Genomic DNA, 18,225 nt, shown 5'->3' on the forward strand with positions numbered 1-18,225 from the left:
ACGCAGTATCGCGATTTAATCGTTGTTCCCGGCGACGAACGTTACGTCGACTGGACGGCTGTCATCACGAACGGACGGCGTAAGGTCGTCGGTGACTTCCAAATGCAAACTGAACACCACGGCCGGGACGATGATGACGAGTCCGACAATGGAGACGACGCCCACGAGAACGATACCGGCCATCGTCAACGCACTCGATACCGAGAGCATCGGATTGCGTACGACCCACCCGTAGCCTGCACTGACCGACTCGACGAACCCGTCGCCGTCGGAGAGGCGGCCGACGGTCGTCAACGATACGAGCAGGAGGAATGTAGCCAGATACACACCCGCAATCGACAGGAGGAGGTACTGAATCCCCCCTGTTTCGACGTACTGCACGGCATACAGCACCGTCATCACGGCGAGGAGCATCGGAACAAAACTCATCACCGTCACGTTGAATCCGTGACGGCGGAGCGATTCGCTGACGGTATCCCACCGCGGTCGGTCGTCGTTTCGTAGTGACCGGATCGCCGAGAATGCACCGAGCGTAGCGATCCCGGATGTGACGACTGGGAGTGAGGCGAGGACCCAACAAACGCTGATCACGACGAGCCACGTGCTGTGTCGGTAGACAAACCCGGCGGTTCGCCGGAGCGAGCGTCGATATCTACCGGCGCTTTTTCGCGGTGCTGTCATCCGGTCATCCCCTGGAACTGTACCGCCTCGATGATTCGGTCCTGTAGCAACAGGAAGAGGATGAAAAGCGGGAGCGCGGCGATGACTCCTGAAGCCATGGTGAGGCCCGGTTGGAACGTGAAGGTATCGCGGAGCACGACCAGACCGAGCGGGAGGGTAAACGAACTCTGGCTCTGAAGCACGACCACCGGCCACACGAACTGGTTCCAGTTGAACACGAAGACGAAAATGGCCAGTGCGGACAGTATCGGCTTCGAAATCGGGAGGATGATACGGGTGTAAATCTGGAAGTTCGAGAACCCGTCCAACCGGGCGGCTTCGTCGTACTCGTCGGGGATATCACGGAAGAACTGATAGAGGAGAAAAACCCCGAGCGGATTCGCCACCGCGGGAAGTATCACGCCGAGCAAACTGCTGACGAGCCCCAAATCCGCCACGATGGTGAACAAGGGAACCAGATTCACGTAGAACGGGACGAGGAAACTGGCGACGATAACGCTCAGCAGCAGCGATTGACCGGGCCAGTCCAACCGTGTGAGCGAGAACGCGATCATCGAATCGACGATGAGGACGAGTACCGTCGCGACGGTGGCGACGATGAAGGTGTTGATGACCCACGGGATTATCAGCGAGCTATCGAGCAGTTCGGTGTAGTTGGCGAACGTGATCTCCGGCGGGATGAGGTGGGGCGTCGAACTGATAGCAAATCGTTCCGGTTGGATCGATAGCGATATCATGTAGATGTACGGCAGCAGGAACAGGAACGCGACGCCGTACAATCCGGCGTGAACCGCGACGGTACGTAGTGTTATGCTGGAATCTATACGGCTCGTCAGACCGACGTTCGAGTTGCTCATGCTGAATCACTTCCGATGTACCGATAGTTGACGTACGAGACGCCGACGAGGATGGCGAACAGGAGGTAACCTATCGCCGCGGCGTATCCGAACCGCTGTTGGCTGAAGGCCGCGTTGTAGAGGTAGAAGACCAACGTCGTCGTCACGTTATTGGGTCCACCGTTGGTCATCACGTAGGGTTGACCGAACACTTGGAACTGCTGTATGAACTGAATGATGACGACGAACGCGATGGCGTTTCGCATCTGTGGGAGCGTGATGTCCCGAAAGGCGCGCCACGTTCCCGCACCGTCGAGTTTGGCCGCCTCGTACAGTCGCTCGGGAACGTTCTGCCGCGCGGCCAGCAGGATGACGAAGTTGAACCCGAGGAGCCACCAATCGGTGACGAGGGCGAGTATCGGCATCGCCAACGTCGGGGAGCCGAGCCAATCGGGCGGGCTGTCCATGACGAACCCGAGGTAGTAGTTGACAGGGCCGAACCCGGTGGCGAGGAACAGCGACCATACGATTCCGACGATGGAGACGGTGAGGATGTACGGACTGAAGTAGATCGTCCGCAGGTATCGCCGACCGAACACCTTCCTGTTCACACCGAGCGCCAGCGCCAGACTCAGGACGACCATGGTCGGAACGGTGAGGACGACGAAGTACACCGTGTTCCACAGCGCGTTCCAGAACGCCGGGTCCTGAAACATCGCAGCGTAGTTCCCGAGGCCGACGAACCGCGACCGCGACGGAAAGAGCGGATCCCACTCGAAGAGGCTCATGTACAACCCTTCCAACAGGGGGTACAAAAGGAATAGACAAAAGAAGGCGAGATACGGGAGGGAAAACAGGATGCCGTCGACCGTCTCTCGCCGTTTGAGGTTTTCTCGCAACCGGTTCCGCCGTCCGCGTCCGAATTTGTCTTTAATTGACATCGTTGATCAGTCGTTGGATGGAGTTCACGCCGCGTTTCATGCCCTGGTTGGGCGAGGTGTTGTGCGCGTAAATATCCGGGAAGAAGTTCCACGTCGACGAGTTGTTGACGTTGAACGGCGTCCGGGGTAGGTAGGCGAACTGGTCGTCGCTGGCCATCTCGAAGAATGTGGACAGCGATTTCGGCCACAGCGGCGAGTTTCGAAGTGCATCCGAGTTCAAAGCATCTGTCGCGGCCGGTAAGTGCCCGGCCCGCGTTCCCCATATCGGGTTCTTCTGCGTTATCCACTCGGCGACCTTGACTGCGACGCGCGTCTTCTTTTCGTCTCGACGGGGGTTTCGAGGGAGGATGACCGTGTGGCTTCCCGATTCCGTGAAGCCCCGTTTCTTTCCAGGGGCGACGAACGGTTTGAACATGCTCCAGTCGAATCCGTCGATGGATTCCAATACGGACGCGTACCACGTCCCGTTCATCGTCATCGCTAGCTTATCGTCCTGAAACGCGATGTCGGCTCTGTTTTCCGAGGCGTTCGGGATGTCCCACCCGTACTTTCCGGTTATATCGTGGAGCAGTTGAGCGGTTCCCATTCCGGCCTCGTCGTCGAAGGTCACTTTGGTCATGTCGTCGTTGAACAGTTCACCGCCGCGCTGTTTGTCGAACGCGACGAACGTTCGGAGCATACCGATGGGGTCGAGATACGGGGTCGGTGCGAACGCGTGTGCGTCGGTCTTCTTCGTGATCGTGTCGCACGCCCGTTTGAACTCTTGGAAGTTCTTCGGCGGTGAGTCGGGGTCGAGGCCAGCCTTCTCGAACAACGAGCGGTTGTAGTAGATTCCGACCGGATGTGCGTCAAGCGGAAGGGACAACTGGTCACCGTCAAACTGCATGCGTTCCCACAGCGTCGGCACGTATTTGTCCGCGGCGCTTTCGCTCAGGTATCGATTGTACGGCACGAGCATCCGTTGAAATCGACCCATCAACGCCTGATGCATTATCGCGATGTCCGGCCCTTTATCGGCGACGAGCGCGGTGTACAATTTCGTGTAGTAATCATCCCACGGAATCCGCTGGCGGTCTATTCGGACGTCTCCCAACGGTTGTTCATCGTTGAACCGGTCCACGATGGATTTCATCGTCGCCCCGTCGCCGCCTCCGAACAGCGTCCAGAACTGAACCGTCGTTCTGGCGGTGCTGGCCGAGTTCCCCAGAATCAGGTTTCGGGAACTACAACCGGCCAGCCCCAGGGTGCTCGTGGCGCCGACACCGCCGAGGAGTTGCCGCCTCGTTAGTGCACTGTTCGGTCCCTCCGTTGATGCCATGATAATAAGTAGCGAGGGGAACTGTTTTAAAAATTTTGTTTGATTATATATTATATTGAGGCCCTAAAGCAACCCCCGGGTCTGATGCGATGGATTCCACTGGCCGGTTCGGGACCGGACTCCAGAAACGGACCCGTCCTGTATTCACCGTCGAACTTACGCGTCCTGCCTTGTATCGCTGGTGGGGGCGGTGCTGACGACGTCCTGATAGACGAAAACGTTCTCACCCGTCGCTCTGTCGAAGACGTGTATATCCGATTCGTCGAAAGAAACCTGTAACGTATCGCCTTCCTCGTGCTCCACTTGCCCCAGAACGCGCATCGTGAACTCGGTGTCCCCGCTTCGTAGGTAGAGGTAGTTGTCATCGCCGACGGGTTCGCGTACTTCCAGAACTGCGTCGATTCCGTTGTCGTGAGTCGTCTCGGCGAACGTCATGTGTTCGGGGCGGATGCCGAGTATGAGGTCGTCGCTCGTGCTTCGTTCGAGAATTCGTTCGGCGAGAGGACGGGAGACGGAATAGGTGACGTCGCGGCCGACGAGGGTCGAATCCTCCAAGCGGACGTCGAAGAAGTTCATGGAGGGGCTGCCGATGAACTCGGCGACGAACGTATTTTTCGGTTCGGTGAACACCTCTCTTGGCGTTCCGACCTGTTGTACCTCACCGTGGTTCAGGATGACGACCCGATCGCTCATCGTCATCGCCTCTTCCTGATCGTGTGTGACGTAAACGGTAGTCGTCTCGAGTTCCTCCTGAATCCGTTGCAGTTCGGTCCGCATGTGCGACCGAAGCTTCGCGTCGAGGTTCGACAGCGGTTCGTCCATCAGGAATGCTGCCGGGTCGCGGACGATGGCACGACCGGTCGCCACGCGCTGTTGTTGCCCGCCGGAAAGTTCGCTGGGTTTCTTGTCCAACTGGTCCTCTATTCCCATCATCTCCGCCGCTTCCCGCACGCGATTTTCTATCGCTTCGTCTGCCTTGTCGGAGTTGAGTTTCAATCCATAGGACATGTTCTTCTCGACACTCATGTGGGGGTAGAGCGCGTAGTTCTGGAACACCATCGCGATGTCGCGGTCTTGCGGTTTCACGTCGTTAATCTGCCGGCCACCGATGGAGATCGAACCGTCCGTGATGCTCTCCAATCCGGCGATCATTCGGAGGACGGTCGATTTTCCGGACCCCGACGGACCGACGATGGTGATGAACTCCCCGTCTTGGATATCGAGGTCGAAGCCGTCCACCGCGACGATGCCGCCATCGTACTGTTTCTTCACGCCATCGAGACGTATCCCGCTCATAGATAGCAACTTCATCGTCTATAATGTATATACCTTTCCTAAACAATCAAATCAATTAGTTGTTTGCACGATGTTTCTTTTCTATGAAATATACTTCGAAAGCTGTGAAACGGCGGCCTACGAGCGATGAGCGGGATGTCGAGCGTTCCCGCGGAGAGCGGATTATCGAACGGAGAACCCGGCAACCGTAGACGCCGCCAGTTCCGCCGTCAGGACGCCGTCTTCGACCGAAACGTCGAGGTCCGTCGCCTCGAACTCGTCGGCGTTGTCCACGGTGACCTCCGCCTTTGGGTTGTGTTCTGCGAACAGGACTTCGGCGTCAACCCAGTTCGGGTCTTGGATCCCTTCGAGGGCGATTTCGACGGAGCGCGCCTCCCGACAGTCGAGGTTCGTGACGGTGATGAAGACCCCATCGTCGTCCGTCGACGCGGACGCTTTGACAAGCGGGAGGTTGGTTTCAGCGAGGTCTCGCGACGGCGCATCGACAGACGTCCGGACAGCTTCGTTCCCTTTGTGGTTGGCATAGAGATCGAAGACACGGTACGTCGGCCGCGCCCACGCATCGTCGCCGTCCGTTTCGACGAGACACTGGAGGACGTTGACCGTCTGGGCGATGTTCGCCATCGTCATGACGTCGCTGTTCTCGTTGAACACGTCGAGAACCGCGGCGGCCGACAACGCGTCGAGGACGGTTCCGGGCTGTTCGAGTCCGCTTTCGGGGACCGATTCGGGATGCCACGAGCCCCATTCGTCGATGATGACGCCGATGTCGCGGGTGGTCGCAACCGCGTTGATGGCCGCTGCAATGCGCTCGATGTGGTCCTCGATTTCGAGGGCTTCGGCGAGAAACCGGTCGTACTGGTCCTCGTCGGCCTCGGAGACGGAAAAGGAGCGTCCGTAGTAGTGGTGGAGCGTGAGATGGTCGAGGGGAAACTCGACACCCCAACTGCTGCTACCGATTTCCTCCATGAATCGGCGGTTCCAATCGTGGTTCTCGAACCCACACGCGATGAGATCGAGGTCGTGGTCGAGCATCAGTTTGTCCATACTGCCGACGTAAGTAGCGTATCGACGGTACTCCCGAGCGTACTGTTCGGGCGTCATCTGTCCACCACAGCCCCAGTTCTCGTTCCCGAGTCCCCAGTACCGCACGCCGTACGATTCTTCGTGCCCGTTTTCGCGTCTCCGGTCGGCGAGTTCGGTATCACCGTCGTAGTTACAGTATTCGACCCAATCTACCGCCTCCTGAGGATCTCCTGAGCCCACGTTCGCGGCGAGATACGGTTCCGTGTCGATGTGTTCACAGAGTTCGAGGAACTCGTCAGTTCCGAACGCGTTGGACTCCTCGGGGCGCTCGCCCGTGTCCTGCGCCCAGAAGAGATTTCGACGGCGAGGACGGTCCTCTCGCGGACCGATGCCGTCCTCCCAGTGGTAGTCGTCGGCGAAACAACCGCCCGGCCACCGAAGCACGGGTATTTCGAGATCGGAAAGCAAGGAGACGACATCCTCCCGGAAGCCGATCTCCTCATCGGCTTCGCCGTGCCAGATTCCGTCGTAGATACACCGTCCGAGGTGTTCGGAGAAGTGGCCGTGGAGCTCGGGCGCGATACGGTCGATAACCGCCGCAGTGTGAACTGTGACGCGAGCGTCTGTCATACACTTCGATGATATTTCTTGGACCGAGCATAAATTAACCGGTTATTGACCGATATGATACCTGTCACCGTATGCGGGACTGGCGATTCGTTTCACTCGAGAGCACCAACTGAACTCGATACCAGCCATCTCTGTTACAGCAATCGACCGGGTACTGACTACCCGCGGATCGAGAAAAGAGAATACGTCGTTCCGACGTAGTCGGAGTGAATTCGCCGAATCTTCCAAATACGTTGACGAATAACGAGGGTATACGGACACGCGATGAAAAAAGGGATCTCCACGTTTAATACACCCTCGTAGTAACCATCGACAGTTGGAATTCGACAATATCGGATCCGTACATTCTTGAAGATAATGGATAAAAGGGGGAGAAGGCGGGCACTCGCTAGCGATTTGGTTACAGTCCTAACCTTGTAATGATCAGGCGACTTTGGGGAGTATTTGATCCGACGATATCGGATACACCGTCCGACACACATCTCGACCGAAAGGGGCGAAACCATCAGCCGGTTTATTTTTCACGACGATACTCTTTTAACACTATCCGGCAATCGTTCAGTATGCGCTATTACCGACTCCCCGGTGGAGAGCGTTCAGCGATGAGTTCGCTCGTTGCATTGGATGCCGACGGAACCGCATACGACTTGCGTTCAGCGTCACCCGATCTCGGGTCGTTTACGGCCCTCGCTCGGGCGGCAAACGCGAGTAACGAAACCATCGACGCCGTCGCCCGAAAACGCCTCAACGACGCCGATCATATCGACCCCCACACCCTCGGTGAGGATGTCCTCCAACCCGTCATCGCCGACGAAGTATGGGCGGCCGGCGTCACGTATCAAATCAGCGAGGAGGCGCGCAAAGCGGAGAGCGGGAAACCCGAGGTGTATATCGACGTGTACGACAGCGAACGCCCAGAACTGTTCCTGAAATCGACCCCGTCGCGAACGGTCGGTCCCTCGGAGGACATCGGCGTACGGGGCGATTCGGAGTGGAACGTCCCTGAACCGGAACTCGGAGTCGTTCTTCACCACGGTAACATCGTCGGATATACCATCGGCAACGACGTTTCCAGCCGCGACATCGAGGGGGAAAATCCGCTGTTCCTCCCGCAAGCGAAGGTGTACGACCGCTGTTGTTCCATCGGACCATGTGTTGCGAGCGAGGAAACGGTCGGAAACCCACACGACCTCGAAATGTCGTTGACCATCGAACGCAACGGCGAGACAATGTATGAGGACTCGACATCCACGAGCGAGATGGCGACCACATGCGAGGAACTCGTCTCGTATCTCGAACGTCACAACAGTCTCCCCGAGACGGTAGTTCTGCTCACGGGGACTGCCCTCGTTCCACCCGAGTCATTCACCCTGAGCGAGGGCGATGATGTCATTATCGACATCGACGACATCGGCCAACTCGTCAACGGTACGGTCACCGTCTGAACGGGTGAAAGGTTTGTCGCAGTCCCATTCCGTCCGCGAGAAGCCGCCCGGATCACAGTATCTTTGTACTCGACGGGCGTAGTTCGTGTCTTCGAGAAGTACGTTCGACCGTTCGCTGGCGCGTCTTTCGTCGCGGTTACCTCGAACTCCGCCGAATCAACGATGCCGTTCGCCGAACGACCGACGCGGAGTTCGTACGGTCCCGACCCGACCGCGAGGTTCATATCGCGGTCGTAAAATGCAAGCTGGGATGTGTCAACGTCGAAACCTTGCTCTTCGCCACGCGTCCGGATGGCGTCGAGCGGCGTCGTCCCCTCGAGTTCGACCGCCGCCTCTGGATAGTGGGCAGCGTACGCGTAATCACCCATCAGTTCCTGCGTGTCGTCGGCCTTCGGTCCGATGCCCGCGCAGGCGACAAGGTCCACTTCTGCTTGCTCGTACGCGCTGGCGTGGCGGTACGTCATCGCGAGTCCTTGGTCGTTTTACGTCTCGGGGTCCGAACCAGTTCCGGTAAAGGCGCTAGTGATCGCTTTCATTGGTCACGAATCACATCTGAGTTATCCGAATTAGACGATAAAGTCTGTGACCGGTCAGCACAGAAGATTGCGGACTAGAGATATAGAGTGGCAGTCAGCGATTCGCCGATAACGGATCGATATCGGTTATGTGCATCCGAAACGACTGCACTGGGAAGGCGTTCTATCGTTGTAGCGGATGAATATGGCTGAAATCGGGCGTTTTAACGTATGATCGGAGTATTCATGGCAAAATCTCCCAACCATTATAATTCTCTATTATAGAAAATGATAGAGAAGTACTATAATATTGTCGACGATACTCGAATACGACTTCAAGTGAACTCTGCAAGATCGGGTCGAATAACGAATGTACATTACATCGTTAGCAATGTAATTCTTATCTGAATCAGAACTACATGACACGTAGGATCTATTCACTGACTTATGAGATCCCAAATATCCCGTTCTCCATCTCAGGAATGATTGACTTTGAATAAATCGACCCTCGATATGGGACATAGTCCGGTAGTGTTCAATAATATCACAAACAATAAAGATAATTAGTCGATAAGCCGATTTCTCGTCTGGTTTTTCAGTGCAGAAGAGAATTGAAAAATGCACATCCTGACGACTGCCAGCGATACGGAGGTAATCAGCGCAAACGAATCACAGTACGGACGTGAATACTGAGTTCAACCCCACCACCTCACGTGAAATGCTGCTGAAAAGCACAACGGAAATGTAAGACAGAGAATCATTCGTCCAGCCGTTGGTTGATTGTGTAAACAGAGGTATATTCGACAGTAGTATTCAGATACATAACCTGACATTCCTATAGTCGGTAATTCCTCAGTAGGGTACCGATTCTATATCCCAGAAAGCCTTGAAGGAATCGATGAATGGACATGGGAGTAGCCGATAAGGAGACAAAGAACACATCCAACTCGACATCGCCACCGATCCTAATGACAATTATAGCAGCAGTATTGTCGGAATCGGTGGCATCGCAGGACGAACTTGATACAAAATTAGTAATGCGGACTCCCACCGACAGTGAATCTCGTTTGTGAGAGCCAGGACCTGTGGAAACAATATAGCGCCATATAGTATATAGATGGCTGTACTCGCTCGGCCGTACAGCCAATCGCTGAATTCTTGACCGTGATCAGAGTAGATCGGGAAGCAACTGCAACCATTTTACGAACAGAAGTCAGTCACTCGGTATCCTGGGTCGTTTCCAATGGTGGCGTCAAATATCTCCACGTCGCTCAACCACTCGCAGAATCCACGGAGTGGTACAGCAGGAACAGGACATGTGGACGGACACCGTTGTGGCACAACTATCGCTACTTGCGGATTAGTATCTATTTGGACGATGCCTCTGCGTTACCGCTACATTTCCAGGATGAGTTTTGGTACAACGTCGTTTGCGATGTTAGAAGTTCGTGCGATGTTTGCGATTCCTGTGATTCGTGTAGTTCGCACACGACAGCTAGAGAAGTCGGAGAATTAATTGGAGTATTGGCGTATTCGAGGTTTGCGAACTTCAAGATTCTCAGGATGTTCACGATTCGCGGGGAATCGTAGAGTACGTTATTTCCGATTTGTTTTTTAGCCCTTTGACCGACGAAAGCGCGTCACGTACGGTAAACTTCGCACACTGTTTGAGGTTCGATCGAGCTTCACGATTCTTGCGATTCGTAAGATTCGAATGATTCGTACGATTCGTACGATTCGTACAGTTCGCTCGTAACGTTTATACAATCATCGTGAGACAATTGGAGCAGAGGCGCTCGCGAGGTTTACGAACTTCGAGATTCGGAGGATGTCTGCGATTCGTACGAATCCCATAATTCGTGAAGTTCGCAGAGTGCAGGATCAATCATGGAAGAGGAACACAACAACGGAGAACCGCGCGCCGTTTCTGTCGGCGTACTCAAAGGCGGGTTCGGGAAAACAACGACGGCGATTAACCTCGCTCGTGAGTTAGCTCATCGAAACAGCTCAGCTCTCGTTGTCGACCTCGACGACAACGGCCACATGAGCCAAAACCTCGGATTCACAGAGCAGTACAGTGCCGAAGAGAATCACGCCGAGGCCGTTCTCATCGACGGTGAGGAACCAACCCGATACATTCAAACAGTTACGCATGGACTCGATATTTTCCCTGCCCACGTACAACTCGAAGACGTCCAGGGTGGCCTAAAGGAGGCAACAATGGGAACGACACGACTAAAGGAGAATCTCATCACTCCACTGCTCGGTCACGAGTACGACTACATCGTGGTCGACTGTCCAGCAAATCGCGGGAAGTTGAACGACAACGCCATGTACGCAACAGGGAACATTATCATCCCCCTTCGTGCAGAGAGCGGATACGAAAGCGGACTTTCGAGCACCGTTCAACGACTCGTGCAAGAAGCACGGCAGTACTTCGAGTTGAACATCCTCGCAATCACACCTACAGACTTACAAGATCGTATCGACCAAGACACGCGCGACCGTTCACTCCTCAAGGAAATTAACAATCGGGATGGTGTATCGAAGCTCGTACCGAACTATGCACGAATAACCGATGATGATTGGGAAGCGATCGACCAAGGGAAACAAAACGGGAATCTGCCGGGGATTCGACACCGAGCGGCGATCGATCGTGCGCACGATGAAGGTGTTCCACTCCGAGAGTATGATGAGACCTGCGACCAGCTCGAAGCCTACGACGAACTCGCTCAAATCGTCGAGCATGGGGAGGTAGTGCACGAATGACGGCGTTTGACGATCTCGAAAATGCGATCAACGAGGAAACAGAGAAGACACCAACTGCGAGCAGCTCGTCCGATTCGAACGAATCCCACGAATCTGACGAGTCTCAAACATCGAACGAATCGCAAACATCGAAGGAGGTGAAAGATCCACGAAAAACGCCTGCATTCGAATTTTCACCGGATCTACGACGGAGTATCTACACACGAGAAGATTCCTGGCAGGCGTTTGAGGATGCACGTGATCTAGAGATGACGCGACAATTGCGGGATGCAGGCGTTCGAAACCACACGAGCCGTGAGGTGCACGATGCGATGGTTCGATTAGCGGCGGATAATCCCGAAGAGATGGCGCAGTTAATCCTTGACGCACGCGGTATCGACGAAGAGTAGACGCAAGCCGAAGTTGCCACTATACACTTCCACAGTCCACATTGCAAGCGGACAATATCGTATTCCTCGGCAATGCTCATTTGAAGAGCGTAAATTTCTCAAGTTAGTATTGAATACTAACGACAGCTAGCATGGATCATATGAGTCGTTGATAGAGATAATCAACGAGATCATCGAACGTTCAACTTCCGATCAGCTGTTTTGAAGATCCGAGACGATATTCTGTTTGGTTTTTGGCTGTTCGAATACAGTATCGAGCACCATATCCGAGTCGCGCAAGAGAGAGTGTTCCCGGTAGCTTCCTTCACTCTTTCCACCGCCAGTATGCCGATTTTCAGTGACATCACTAAAGGCCCATTCCTTCAATAATTCCAGTACCCGCTGATGACTGAGGGGATCAGTTCCTTCACTCGTACAGACATCTTCGTACACACGGTAAATCTCGCCTGTGCTAAAGGCTTGCTTCAGAGAGGATTTCTGGAGATAGGCGAGTGCAAACAGGACATATTTCGAATGGGGAGTTGATCCCCGAATTAGCTCTTGGAATCGAGACATTTCCGCATAGTCCTGTGCTGCATCGACATGCTCTTCCGTCACACCGGAGTCCCCATTTCGAGCCGCCAGCTTTCCTGCGCTCGAAAGGATCTCAATCGCTTTCCGTGCGTCACCATGCTCACGCGCGGCGAGCGCTGCTACGCGTGGGATAACACCCTCTTCGAGAACATCCGGTTGGAATGCATCTCGCCGTTTACTCAGAATTTCACGAATTTGACCGGCGTCATATGGATGAAAAACGAGTTCGTCGTCTTGAAAACTGGACTTCACACGCTCGTCGAGATTTTCGTAATACTCGATCTTGTTGCTAATCGCAACGACGCCGATATAGCAACCCGTTTTACCACTCTCTTCGGCTCTAGAGAGTTTGAATAAGATTTCATCGTCACCCAGTTTGTCGATCTCGTCGATGATGGCAATGAGGACATCAGCGTCGTCGAGGAGCGTATAGAGGTAATCCATGTACTCGCTCGATCCGATCCCCTTATCTGGAATACCGAGTGAGCGAGTAGATTGATATTCAGCCTGTTGGGAAAGAGATCGAGCGACGCGAGTAATGGTGTTTGCTTGATCACAATCGATATAGGCAGAAATGAGAGAGACGTCGTTAGTTTGGGCGATCGCTCGAACACGTCCCGTAACGTGTCGGGAGACGAGCGATTTACCGGACCCTGTCTTTCCGTATACGATCGCATTTCCCGGTGGATCACCAAAAACACCGGGTTGGAGCAACTCTTCTATATCTTTGATTTCAGCATCACGACCGACGATACGGTCGCTGTCAGGAACATGGCCAATTCGGAGAAGTTCACGGCGCGCGAAAATAGAGTCATTACGCTTGGTAAGAGGATCGTCAGTGAGATCTTCTGGATCCGGCGTGGGGATAGGATCATTTGGCATGTTATTACAGCGTTTCAAGAAGGAACATCTTAGTTCTACCGCTCCCCCTGTTTTCAGTGAAAAGAGTAGAACGGGTATCGAGAGCGTATGAGTATAGACAACCAGTGGTCTAAAAGTGACGAGAGACACCCCTCGCTTTCAGTGAAATTAGCAGAGCGAGTGGCTACTCGATTCGATGAGAATACGCTAACTTAAAAGGGCGATAGTAACCGCATCGTCAGACACCACGTTTTCAGTGAAAAATACGGTGAATGCAGTCGATTTTCGAGCTCCAATATTTCCCGTATAAATCTCCTCTACCCATAGATACTTACTATACTTACTAGTTAAACTAGTAGAGTAGTTGAGGTTCGGTGGTAGAGTAGTTGAAGTTCAACTAGCAGTTCTATTTTCACTGAAAATGAGGGGTCTCTCTAGTGGGAGATATTCAACTTCCATACTGTGAGGAATCGACACTCGTTTCACTGAAAACGAGGGGTGTATGGATCCGTCGAACGTACTCTCAACCCCTGTAGAAATGACCTTCCACTGCCTCATGTATTTCTCTTACCGTGGTGATGAGCTGACCTCCGACTTCGAGTTTTTTCCTTCCGCTGTGAGTAGGCTTATGAACCATCGCGACTACTCGGGTGGCCCGTCCCACTCCTCACCGTTATCTTGGGGAGCATACCCGATGGTCTCGTGGGCATATTCGAGATCATCGAGCCATCTACGTTGATTGTTGCTCACTCCGTAGAAATGATCCCACTCCACCGAGTCGTCCTGAAGACAACACTCGACCAGTCGTGCCAAATCCCTCCTCGATTGCCACAGTCCTTTCATCCGGGCAACCTGTTCTTCGTATTCATCGCTCCCACGCTCGAAGTCCCCGTTTTCAACGCCCCGTTCGGCGTCACCGTACGGATGATCGTACTCCGGACCCCGACAAGCACCGATACGTAACCCGTAAAACTGAATGTCGTGAGCCTCCGCGGCCAACCGGCCAAGATCCTCGCCGTAGCTCTTAGTTACCCCATACCGGGAGTCCGGTCGGTGGGGCTCGTCGTGACCGGCAGTGATACCTTGTCTATGATATACTTCCGGAGCGTTTCGAACTTCTACCATCCCGACCGCGTGGTTCGAGGACGCAAAGATGAGAGTGTCGAGGCCGGCGTCGACAGCCGCTTCATAGACGTTGTTGATCCCCTCTAGATTATCTGCCAGTGACTGTGACCAACCCAACTCACGGGAACTAGCCCCACCTGTCCCCGGAATCAGCGCCAGATGGACAACGGCATCCTGCCCATCGAAATGTGGTCGGAGTTCCTCGTAATCCCGTACGTCGGCGCGGACGGCCTCACCCGGGCCATCAACGGATTCGATATCAAGTAACGTGAACTCATAGCGGTCGTCGTCTCCGAGATGGTCTGTGATAGCCGTCCCGACGATACCCCCTGCGCCGGTGATTAATACGTTCATATTGACTACTGTACGGATTTCTACTTAGCTTTTCCTTTAATCAAGAGTAGATCCAACTAAATTAAATATTGGGTTCATTTACATATATTCTGGCAATTGAGGCAGTATTCTCCATTATCGAATGGACAATATCCAGACGGACTAATAGCTAGCATTCGTGTGTTATCTCTCGAGCAGTGGTGGCAAAAATCCCGACCCAGGGAGGTCTACTTCGCAAGCATGAAACCGGGTCATGCCCACGTATAGGCCGGAATTCGTGATGCTGCGGTAGTGGTGTGGTGGTCACCAAACCGATGGTGAAGGTGGTTTGCAGCGAACTACCGAATCGAAGGACGTCAACCGTTCTGACTCTGGTTCGATCGGTAGCGGTCGAGTGAACCTCGACCATTTCGGGCTAGGACTGATTTCAAAAAATGAGTTTTGACCAGTCTCTCAAAAACGTCTGTACCAGTTCCCCGATGCAACTGATGCGCAACTTCCCAAGCGGTAGTTTCACTTTCACTACGTGGCCACGGGATATGGTTGAACCATCCGTATCATACAATCAACGAACTATGACACGATTAGAGCATCTACACCCGGATACGTCGATGGATCGATCGACGACCCGAATGTTCATCATCGTTGCGGGAATCGTACTCGCACAAATGACGCTTCAAATATCGCTTGCAACCGGTCTGTCTCGCTGGCCAGCGATGGGGGCAGGGGCCGTGGTTGCGTTCATCGCTGGGGTGAGTCTGGCCGGGTATGAGACGAGTTCGACAGTACGAAAGCAGACTCCTACCCGTAGTTCGCTGAAGTAGACTCCAAACAGCCGGTTCATACCGATTCGGAACTTGCTACTTGTGCTGACACTGGTTGGTTTCGCCGTCGATATCGACCAAGTGACAGAGATGCACACTCAGGCCGACCAGTTTGGTTTTCGATCAAATTCACCAGACTAGTCGAGATGACTAACGAGATCCACGAGAACCCCGCTGAGCATCACTACGTCGTCACACTACACAACGTGACGAACAATATGGTTGCTTCGACAGCGGACCGTGCTTTCCAATCATGTACCCGGAACTGACAATCCGGCGGCTAATGAACTATCGAATGATCGTATCTCTCACTCGCTAATCTCGATTTCGACCAACTCCTCTCCCGCATCGACTTCCGATTCGTTGTCCACGAAATACTGGGTGATCGTTCCCGACTGTTCAGCCGTGATGTCGTGGAAGTTCTTCATCACACCGACGAGACCAATAACATCCCCTGCTTCGACGGAATCTCCCTCCGTGGCGAACAGTTCTTCGTCCGGGTCCGGCCGGCGGTAAAACACGCCGGGCATCGGGGATTGCATCGTGATTTTTTCAGTCATGATCCACGCTCCATTGTATCATCAGTATCGATACTCCGGATATGTTTGTATATGCTTCGTCCGATAGAGCGTCGTGACCGGGTTATATTTGATGATTGTATCATTCGCTGAGTGTGGATTGAATTGCTTCGAGTCGTTCGGTGTGCTCGGTTCGTGCAGTAAGTGCCTCGTCGATGGTCACAGCTTCGAAGGAAAACGACTGATGCGTTCGATGTTGCGCGAGGCGGTTTCGGTCGGGGCTGATAACCGTTCCAATCGTCGCATAGCCTCCACCAGTCACAGCGTCCCGCATCAGAACGATGGGCTGTTCTGGAACTTGAATCGACCCGACTGGATAGCCCAAATCCACGACGTTCGAAGGGTCCGGTCCCGCACCGAAGGGTTGTTCCCGTTCGATAAACTCGAGATCGATTCCCTCCACCCGATACCCGACACGATCTGCCTCGGGCGTCACAGTCCACTTGGCGTCCAAAAACTCCACCTTACTCTCGTCGGTGAGTCGATAGTCACACAAGCCCATGACGACGCGAATTGGGGCCATATCACCGTATCCCGGTCGGAGTTCATTGGGCACACGCCTCTTGTCATGTACCGAATCGCCATCCACATTCCCGATTGGGAGTGTGTCTCCACTTTCGAGCGATTTCCCTTCGTGGCCACCGATTCCGATAAGTGTGTACGTCGACCGGCTTTCCATCATGAGCGGTACATCGATTCCACCCTGAACGGCGAGGTAACTTCGGGCACCCTCGGTCGAAAAGTTGAACGACAGGACGTCTCCAGCATCGATCTGGTATGATTCCCAAGTATCGACTGATTCGTCATTTATCGTTGCGTCCATATCGGCACCGGCTATGGCGATGACGGTGTCCACGTCGAATTTGAGATCTGGACCTTGATACGTGACTTCCAGCGTCGCTTCGCATTCATCGTTACCGACGAGATAATTTGCGACCTTGTGGGAGAACAGGTCCATTGCTCCGGATGGTGGCATTCCGATGTGATAATGACCGAACCGGCCGAGATCTTGGACCGTAGTCGAAATTCCGGGTTCCAACACTTCGATCATTCGTACAGCACCTCCACGAGTTCCTCGTTGTACGTTTCAGGGTCCTGGAAAAACTCCTCGGGTGAGAATTTAACCGATTCGTACCGGTATTCGAACGTCCCATCGTCGATTTCCGTCCGAATGCGGTCGTACTCGTCACGGTCGATTTTTCTGAATTTCATTATATCTCCGGGCTGTGGGAACACCATCGACTCCGTGAAGTCGGGGAGGTTCTGCTCGACATCCAATACCTCGACAGGGGTTCGACCGAACAACTGATAACCGCCGGCTCCCTGAACCGGATAAATCGCCGTGAACGCCCCCCCATAGCCGATCGCCCGACTCGGGGTATCGGTCCTCGGTTGAACGTATTTCGGAACTTCGATCTGCTCATCGCGCGGAACCATTTGGAACGTCCACGGGAGGCCCGGCACGAATCCGATCATCGTCACCATATGCGGGGCCCCCGCGTGTGCATCGATGAATGCCTCCGGAGTTTCGAATCCGTTGATACGTGCCGAATACTCCAAATCCGTCGCGTTCGGATCTTGATGGTTGTCACGGAAACGCATCAGCGTTTCATGTGTCCATGGATCGTCATAGAGTACGGGAAAGTCGATGATGCGAGTCTCCCACTCGTATTCCGAAAGGTGTATCTCGCGGTTAAGGTCTTTCAGTTTGGCAACGAGCGTGTCCGGCTCGATCAGGTCCGGATCGAAGTGAAGCAGGTAGGACGCGTTCGCAGGACACACTTCGATAAGTCCGGCCAGATCCATCTCCCGAATCTGTTGCGTAATTGCCATCGCCTTGAAGTTGGCGTCGAAACTCATCTCCTGGTCTAACTCGACGAAGATGTGGTCGTCACCGCCGTATTCGTACCGTGGTGACGGTAACTCCGTTCGTTGGATTTGTGATCCGGCCATGGTATAAACAAACACACCCCATGCGGAACCGTATAGTTATCGACGGATAGCAACTCTATCGATTCTGTTTCGAGGAGAATGTAGTCTGTGAGACATGGATGGCTACTTCGGTATTATATGCCGCGGGACCGA

General features: G+C 53.9%; 14 protein-coding genes. 3 read left to right on the plus strand and 11 right to left on the minus strand.

All coding sequences use genetic code 11. The annotated features are described in order from the left end of the window. Nucleotides 1-15: 15 nt before the first annotated feature. From ACGYLY_RS20115 to ACGYLY_RS20140, 6 genes are all read right to left on the minus strand, one after another. Nucleotides 16-681 carry a hypothetical protein gene (locus tag ACGYLY_RS20115; RefSeq protein ID WP_395284750.1) on the minus strand — a complete coding sequence of 222 codons (666 nt, stop codon included), beginning with the start codon at nt 679-681 and terminating at the stop codon, nt 16-18. Further along, nucleotides 678-1,538, minus strand: a complete 861-nt coding sequence (locus ACGYLY_RS20120) for a carbohydrate ABC transporter permease (RefSeq protein WP_231187388.1) — start codon at nt 1,536-1,538, stop codon at nt 678-680. Before ACGYLY_RS20120 ends, ACGYLY_RS20115 begins: the two co-directional genes overlap by 4 nt. Further along, entirely contained in the window at nt 1,535-2,458 is a 924-nt protein-coding gene (locus tag ACGYLY_RS20125) for a carbohydrate ABC transporter permease (RefSeq protein WP_395284749.1), read from the minus strand. The genes ACGYLY_RS20120 and ACGYLY_RS20125 overlap by 4 nt, the downstream gene beginning before the upstream one ends. Then, nucleotides 2,448-3,776, minus strand: coding sequence for an extracellular solute-binding protein (locus ACGYLY_RS20130; RefSeq protein WP_395284748.1), 1,329 nt, complete (start codon nt 3,774-3,776; stop codon nt 2,448-2,450). The genes ACGYLY_RS20125 and ACGYLY_RS20130 overlap by 11 nt, the downstream gene beginning before the upstream one ends. Nucleotides 3,777-3,932: 156 nt before the next feature. Further along, on the minus strand, nt 3,933-5,072 hold the full coding sequence (locus tag ACGYLY_RS20135) for an ABC transporter ATP-binding protein (protein WP_395284747.1): 1,140 nt from the start codon (nt 5,070-5,072) through the stop codon (nt 3,933-3,935). A 162-nt stretch (nt 5,073-5,234) separates the two neighbouring features. Next, complete coding sequence (locus tag ACGYLY_RS20140; protein WP_395284746.1) at nt 5,235-6,728, minus strand: alpha-N-arabinofuranosidase; 1,494 nt, start codon at nt 6,726-6,728, stop codon at nt 5,235-5,237. Between the two features lie 563 nt (nt 6,729-7,291). On the opposite strand from ACGYLY_RS20140, the gene ACGYLY_RS20145 reads away from it, so the two are divergent. The 3 genes from ACGYLY_RS20145 (at nt 7,292) to ACGYLY_RS20155 (ending at nt 11,846) form a co-directional block, all read left to right on the plus strand. After that, nucleotides 7,292-8,173, plus strand: coding sequence for a fumarylacetoacetate hydrolase family protein (locus ACGYLY_RS20145; RefSeq protein ID WP_395284745.1), 882 nt, complete (start codon nt 7,292-7,294; stop codon nt 8,171-8,173). 2,402 nt (nt 8,174-10,575) lie between these two features. Continuing rightward, nucleotides 10,576-11,457, plus strand: coding sequence for a ParA family protein (locus ACGYLY_RS20150; RefSeq protein WP_395284744.1), 882 nt, complete (start codon nt 10,576-10,578; stop codon nt 11,455-11,457). Continuing rightward, on the plus strand, nt 11,454-11,846 hold the full coding sequence (locus ACGYLY_RS20155; RefSeq protein WP_395284743.1) for a hypothetical protein: 393 nt from the start codon (nt 11,454-11,456) through the stop codon (nt 11,844-11,846). Before ACGYLY_RS20150 ends, ACGYLY_RS20155 begins: the two co-directional genes overlap by 4 nt. Nucleotides 11,847-12,038: 192 nt before the next feature. On the opposite strand, the gene ACGYLY_RS20160 is transcribed toward ACGYLY_RS20155, so the two are convergent. The 5 genes from ACGYLY_RS20160 to ACGYLY_RS20180 form a co-directional block, all read right to left on the minus strand. Then, nucleotides 12,039-13,301, minus strand: coding sequence for a Cdc6/Cdc18 family protein (locus ACGYLY_RS20160; RefSeq protein WP_395284742.1), 1,263 nt, complete (start codon nt 13,299-13,301; stop codon nt 12,039-12,041). 621 nt (nt 13,302-13,922) lie between these two features. Further along, nucleotides 13,923-14,759 (minus strand): NAD-dependent epimerase/dehydratase family protein, encoded by an 837-nt coding sequence (locus ACGYLY_RS20165; protein WP_395284741.1) that lies wholly within the window; start codon nt 14,757-14,759, stop codon nt 13,923-13,925. Between the two features lie 1,111 nt (nt 14,760-15,870). Continuing rightward, nucleotides 15,871-16,122, minus strand: coding sequence for an acetyl-CoA carboxylase (locus tag ACGYLY_RS20170; protein WP_395284740.1), 252 nt, complete (start codon nt 16,120-16,122; stop codon nt 15,871-15,873). A 100-nt stretch (nt 16,123-16,222) separates the two neighbouring features. Then, complete coding sequence (locus ACGYLY_RS20175; RefSeq protein WP_395284739.1) at nt 16,223-17,191, minus strand: biotin-dependent carboxyltransferase family protein; 969 nt, start codon at nt 17,189-17,191, stop codon at nt 16,223-16,225. Then, nucleotides 17,188-18,093, minus strand: coding sequence for an allophanate hydrolase subunit 1 (locus ACGYLY_RS20180; RefSeq protein ID WP_395284738.1), 906 nt, complete (start codon nt 18,091-18,093; stop codon nt 17,188-17,190). Before ACGYLY_RS20180 ends, ACGYLY_RS20175 begins: the two co-directional genes overlap by 4 nt. Nucleotides 18,094-18,225: the final 132 nt, after the last annotated feature.

It is taken from the genome of Haladaptatus sp. CMAA 1909 (assembly GCF_043952005.1).
Taxonomy (GTDB): Archaea; Halobacteriota; Halobacteria; order Halobacteriales; family Haladaptataceae; genus Haladaptatus.

Excerpts from the sequence above, each read along its gene's own strand:
- ACGYLY_RS20115 (WP_395284750.1), bottom strand. The coding sequence starts at position 681 with ATGACAGCACCGCGAAAAAGCGCCGGTAGATATCGACGCTCGCTCCGG.
- ACGYLY_RS20120 (WP_231187388.1), bottom strand. The coding sequence starts at position 1,538 with ATGAGCAACTCGAACGTCGGTCTGACGAGCCGTATAGATTCCAGCATA.
- ACGYLY_RS20125 (WP_395284749.1), bottom strand. The coding sequence starts at position 2,458 with ATGTCAATTAAAGACAAATTCGGACGCGGACGGCGGAACCGGTTGCGA.
- ACGYLY_RS20130 (WP_395284748.1), bottom strand. The coding sequence starts at position 3,776 with ATGGCATCAACGGAGGGACCGAACAGTGCACTAACGAGGCGGCAACTC.
- ACGYLY_RS20135 (WP_395284747.1), bottom strand. The coding sequence starts at position 5,072 with ATGAGCGGGATACGTCTCGATGGCGTGAAGAAACAGTACGATGGCGGC.
- ACGYLY_RS20140 (WP_395284746.1), bottom strand. The coding sequence starts at position 6,728 with ATGACAGACGCTCGCGTCACAGTTCACACTGCGGCGGTTATCGACCGT.
- ACGYLY_RS20145 (WP_395284745.1), top strand. The coding sequence starts at position 7,292 with ATGCGCTATTACCGACTCCCCGGTGGAGAGCGTTCAGCGATGAGTTCG.
- ACGYLY_RS20150 (WP_395284744.1), top strand. The coding sequence starts at position 10,576 with ATGGAAGAGGAACACAACAACGGAGAACCGCGCGCCGTTTCTGTCGGC.
- ACGYLY_RS20155 (WP_395284743.1), top strand. The coding sequence starts at position 11,454 with ATGACGGCGTTTGACGATCTCGAAAATGCGATCAACGAGGAAACAGAG.
- ACGYLY_RS20160 (WP_395284742.1), bottom strand. The coding sequence starts at position 13,301 with ATGCCAAATGATCCTATCCCCACGCCGGATCCAGAAGATCTCACTGAC.
- ACGYLY_RS20165 (WP_395284741.1), bottom strand. The coding sequence starts at position 14,759 with ATGAACGTATTAATCACCGGCGCAGGGGGTATCGTCGGGACGGCTATC.
- ACGYLY_RS20170 (WP_395284740.1), bottom strand. The coding sequence starts at position 16,122 with ATGACTGAAAAAATCACGATGCAATCCCCGATGCCCGGCGTGTTTTAC.
- ACGYLY_RS20175 (WP_395284739.1), bottom strand. The coding sequence starts at position 17,191 with ATGATCGAAGTGTTGGAACCCGGAATTTCGACTACGGTCCAAGATCTC.
- ACGYLY_RS20180 (WP_395284738.1), bottom strand. The coding sequence starts at position 18,093 with ATGGCCGGATCACAAATCCAACGAACGGAGTTACCGTCACCACGGTAC.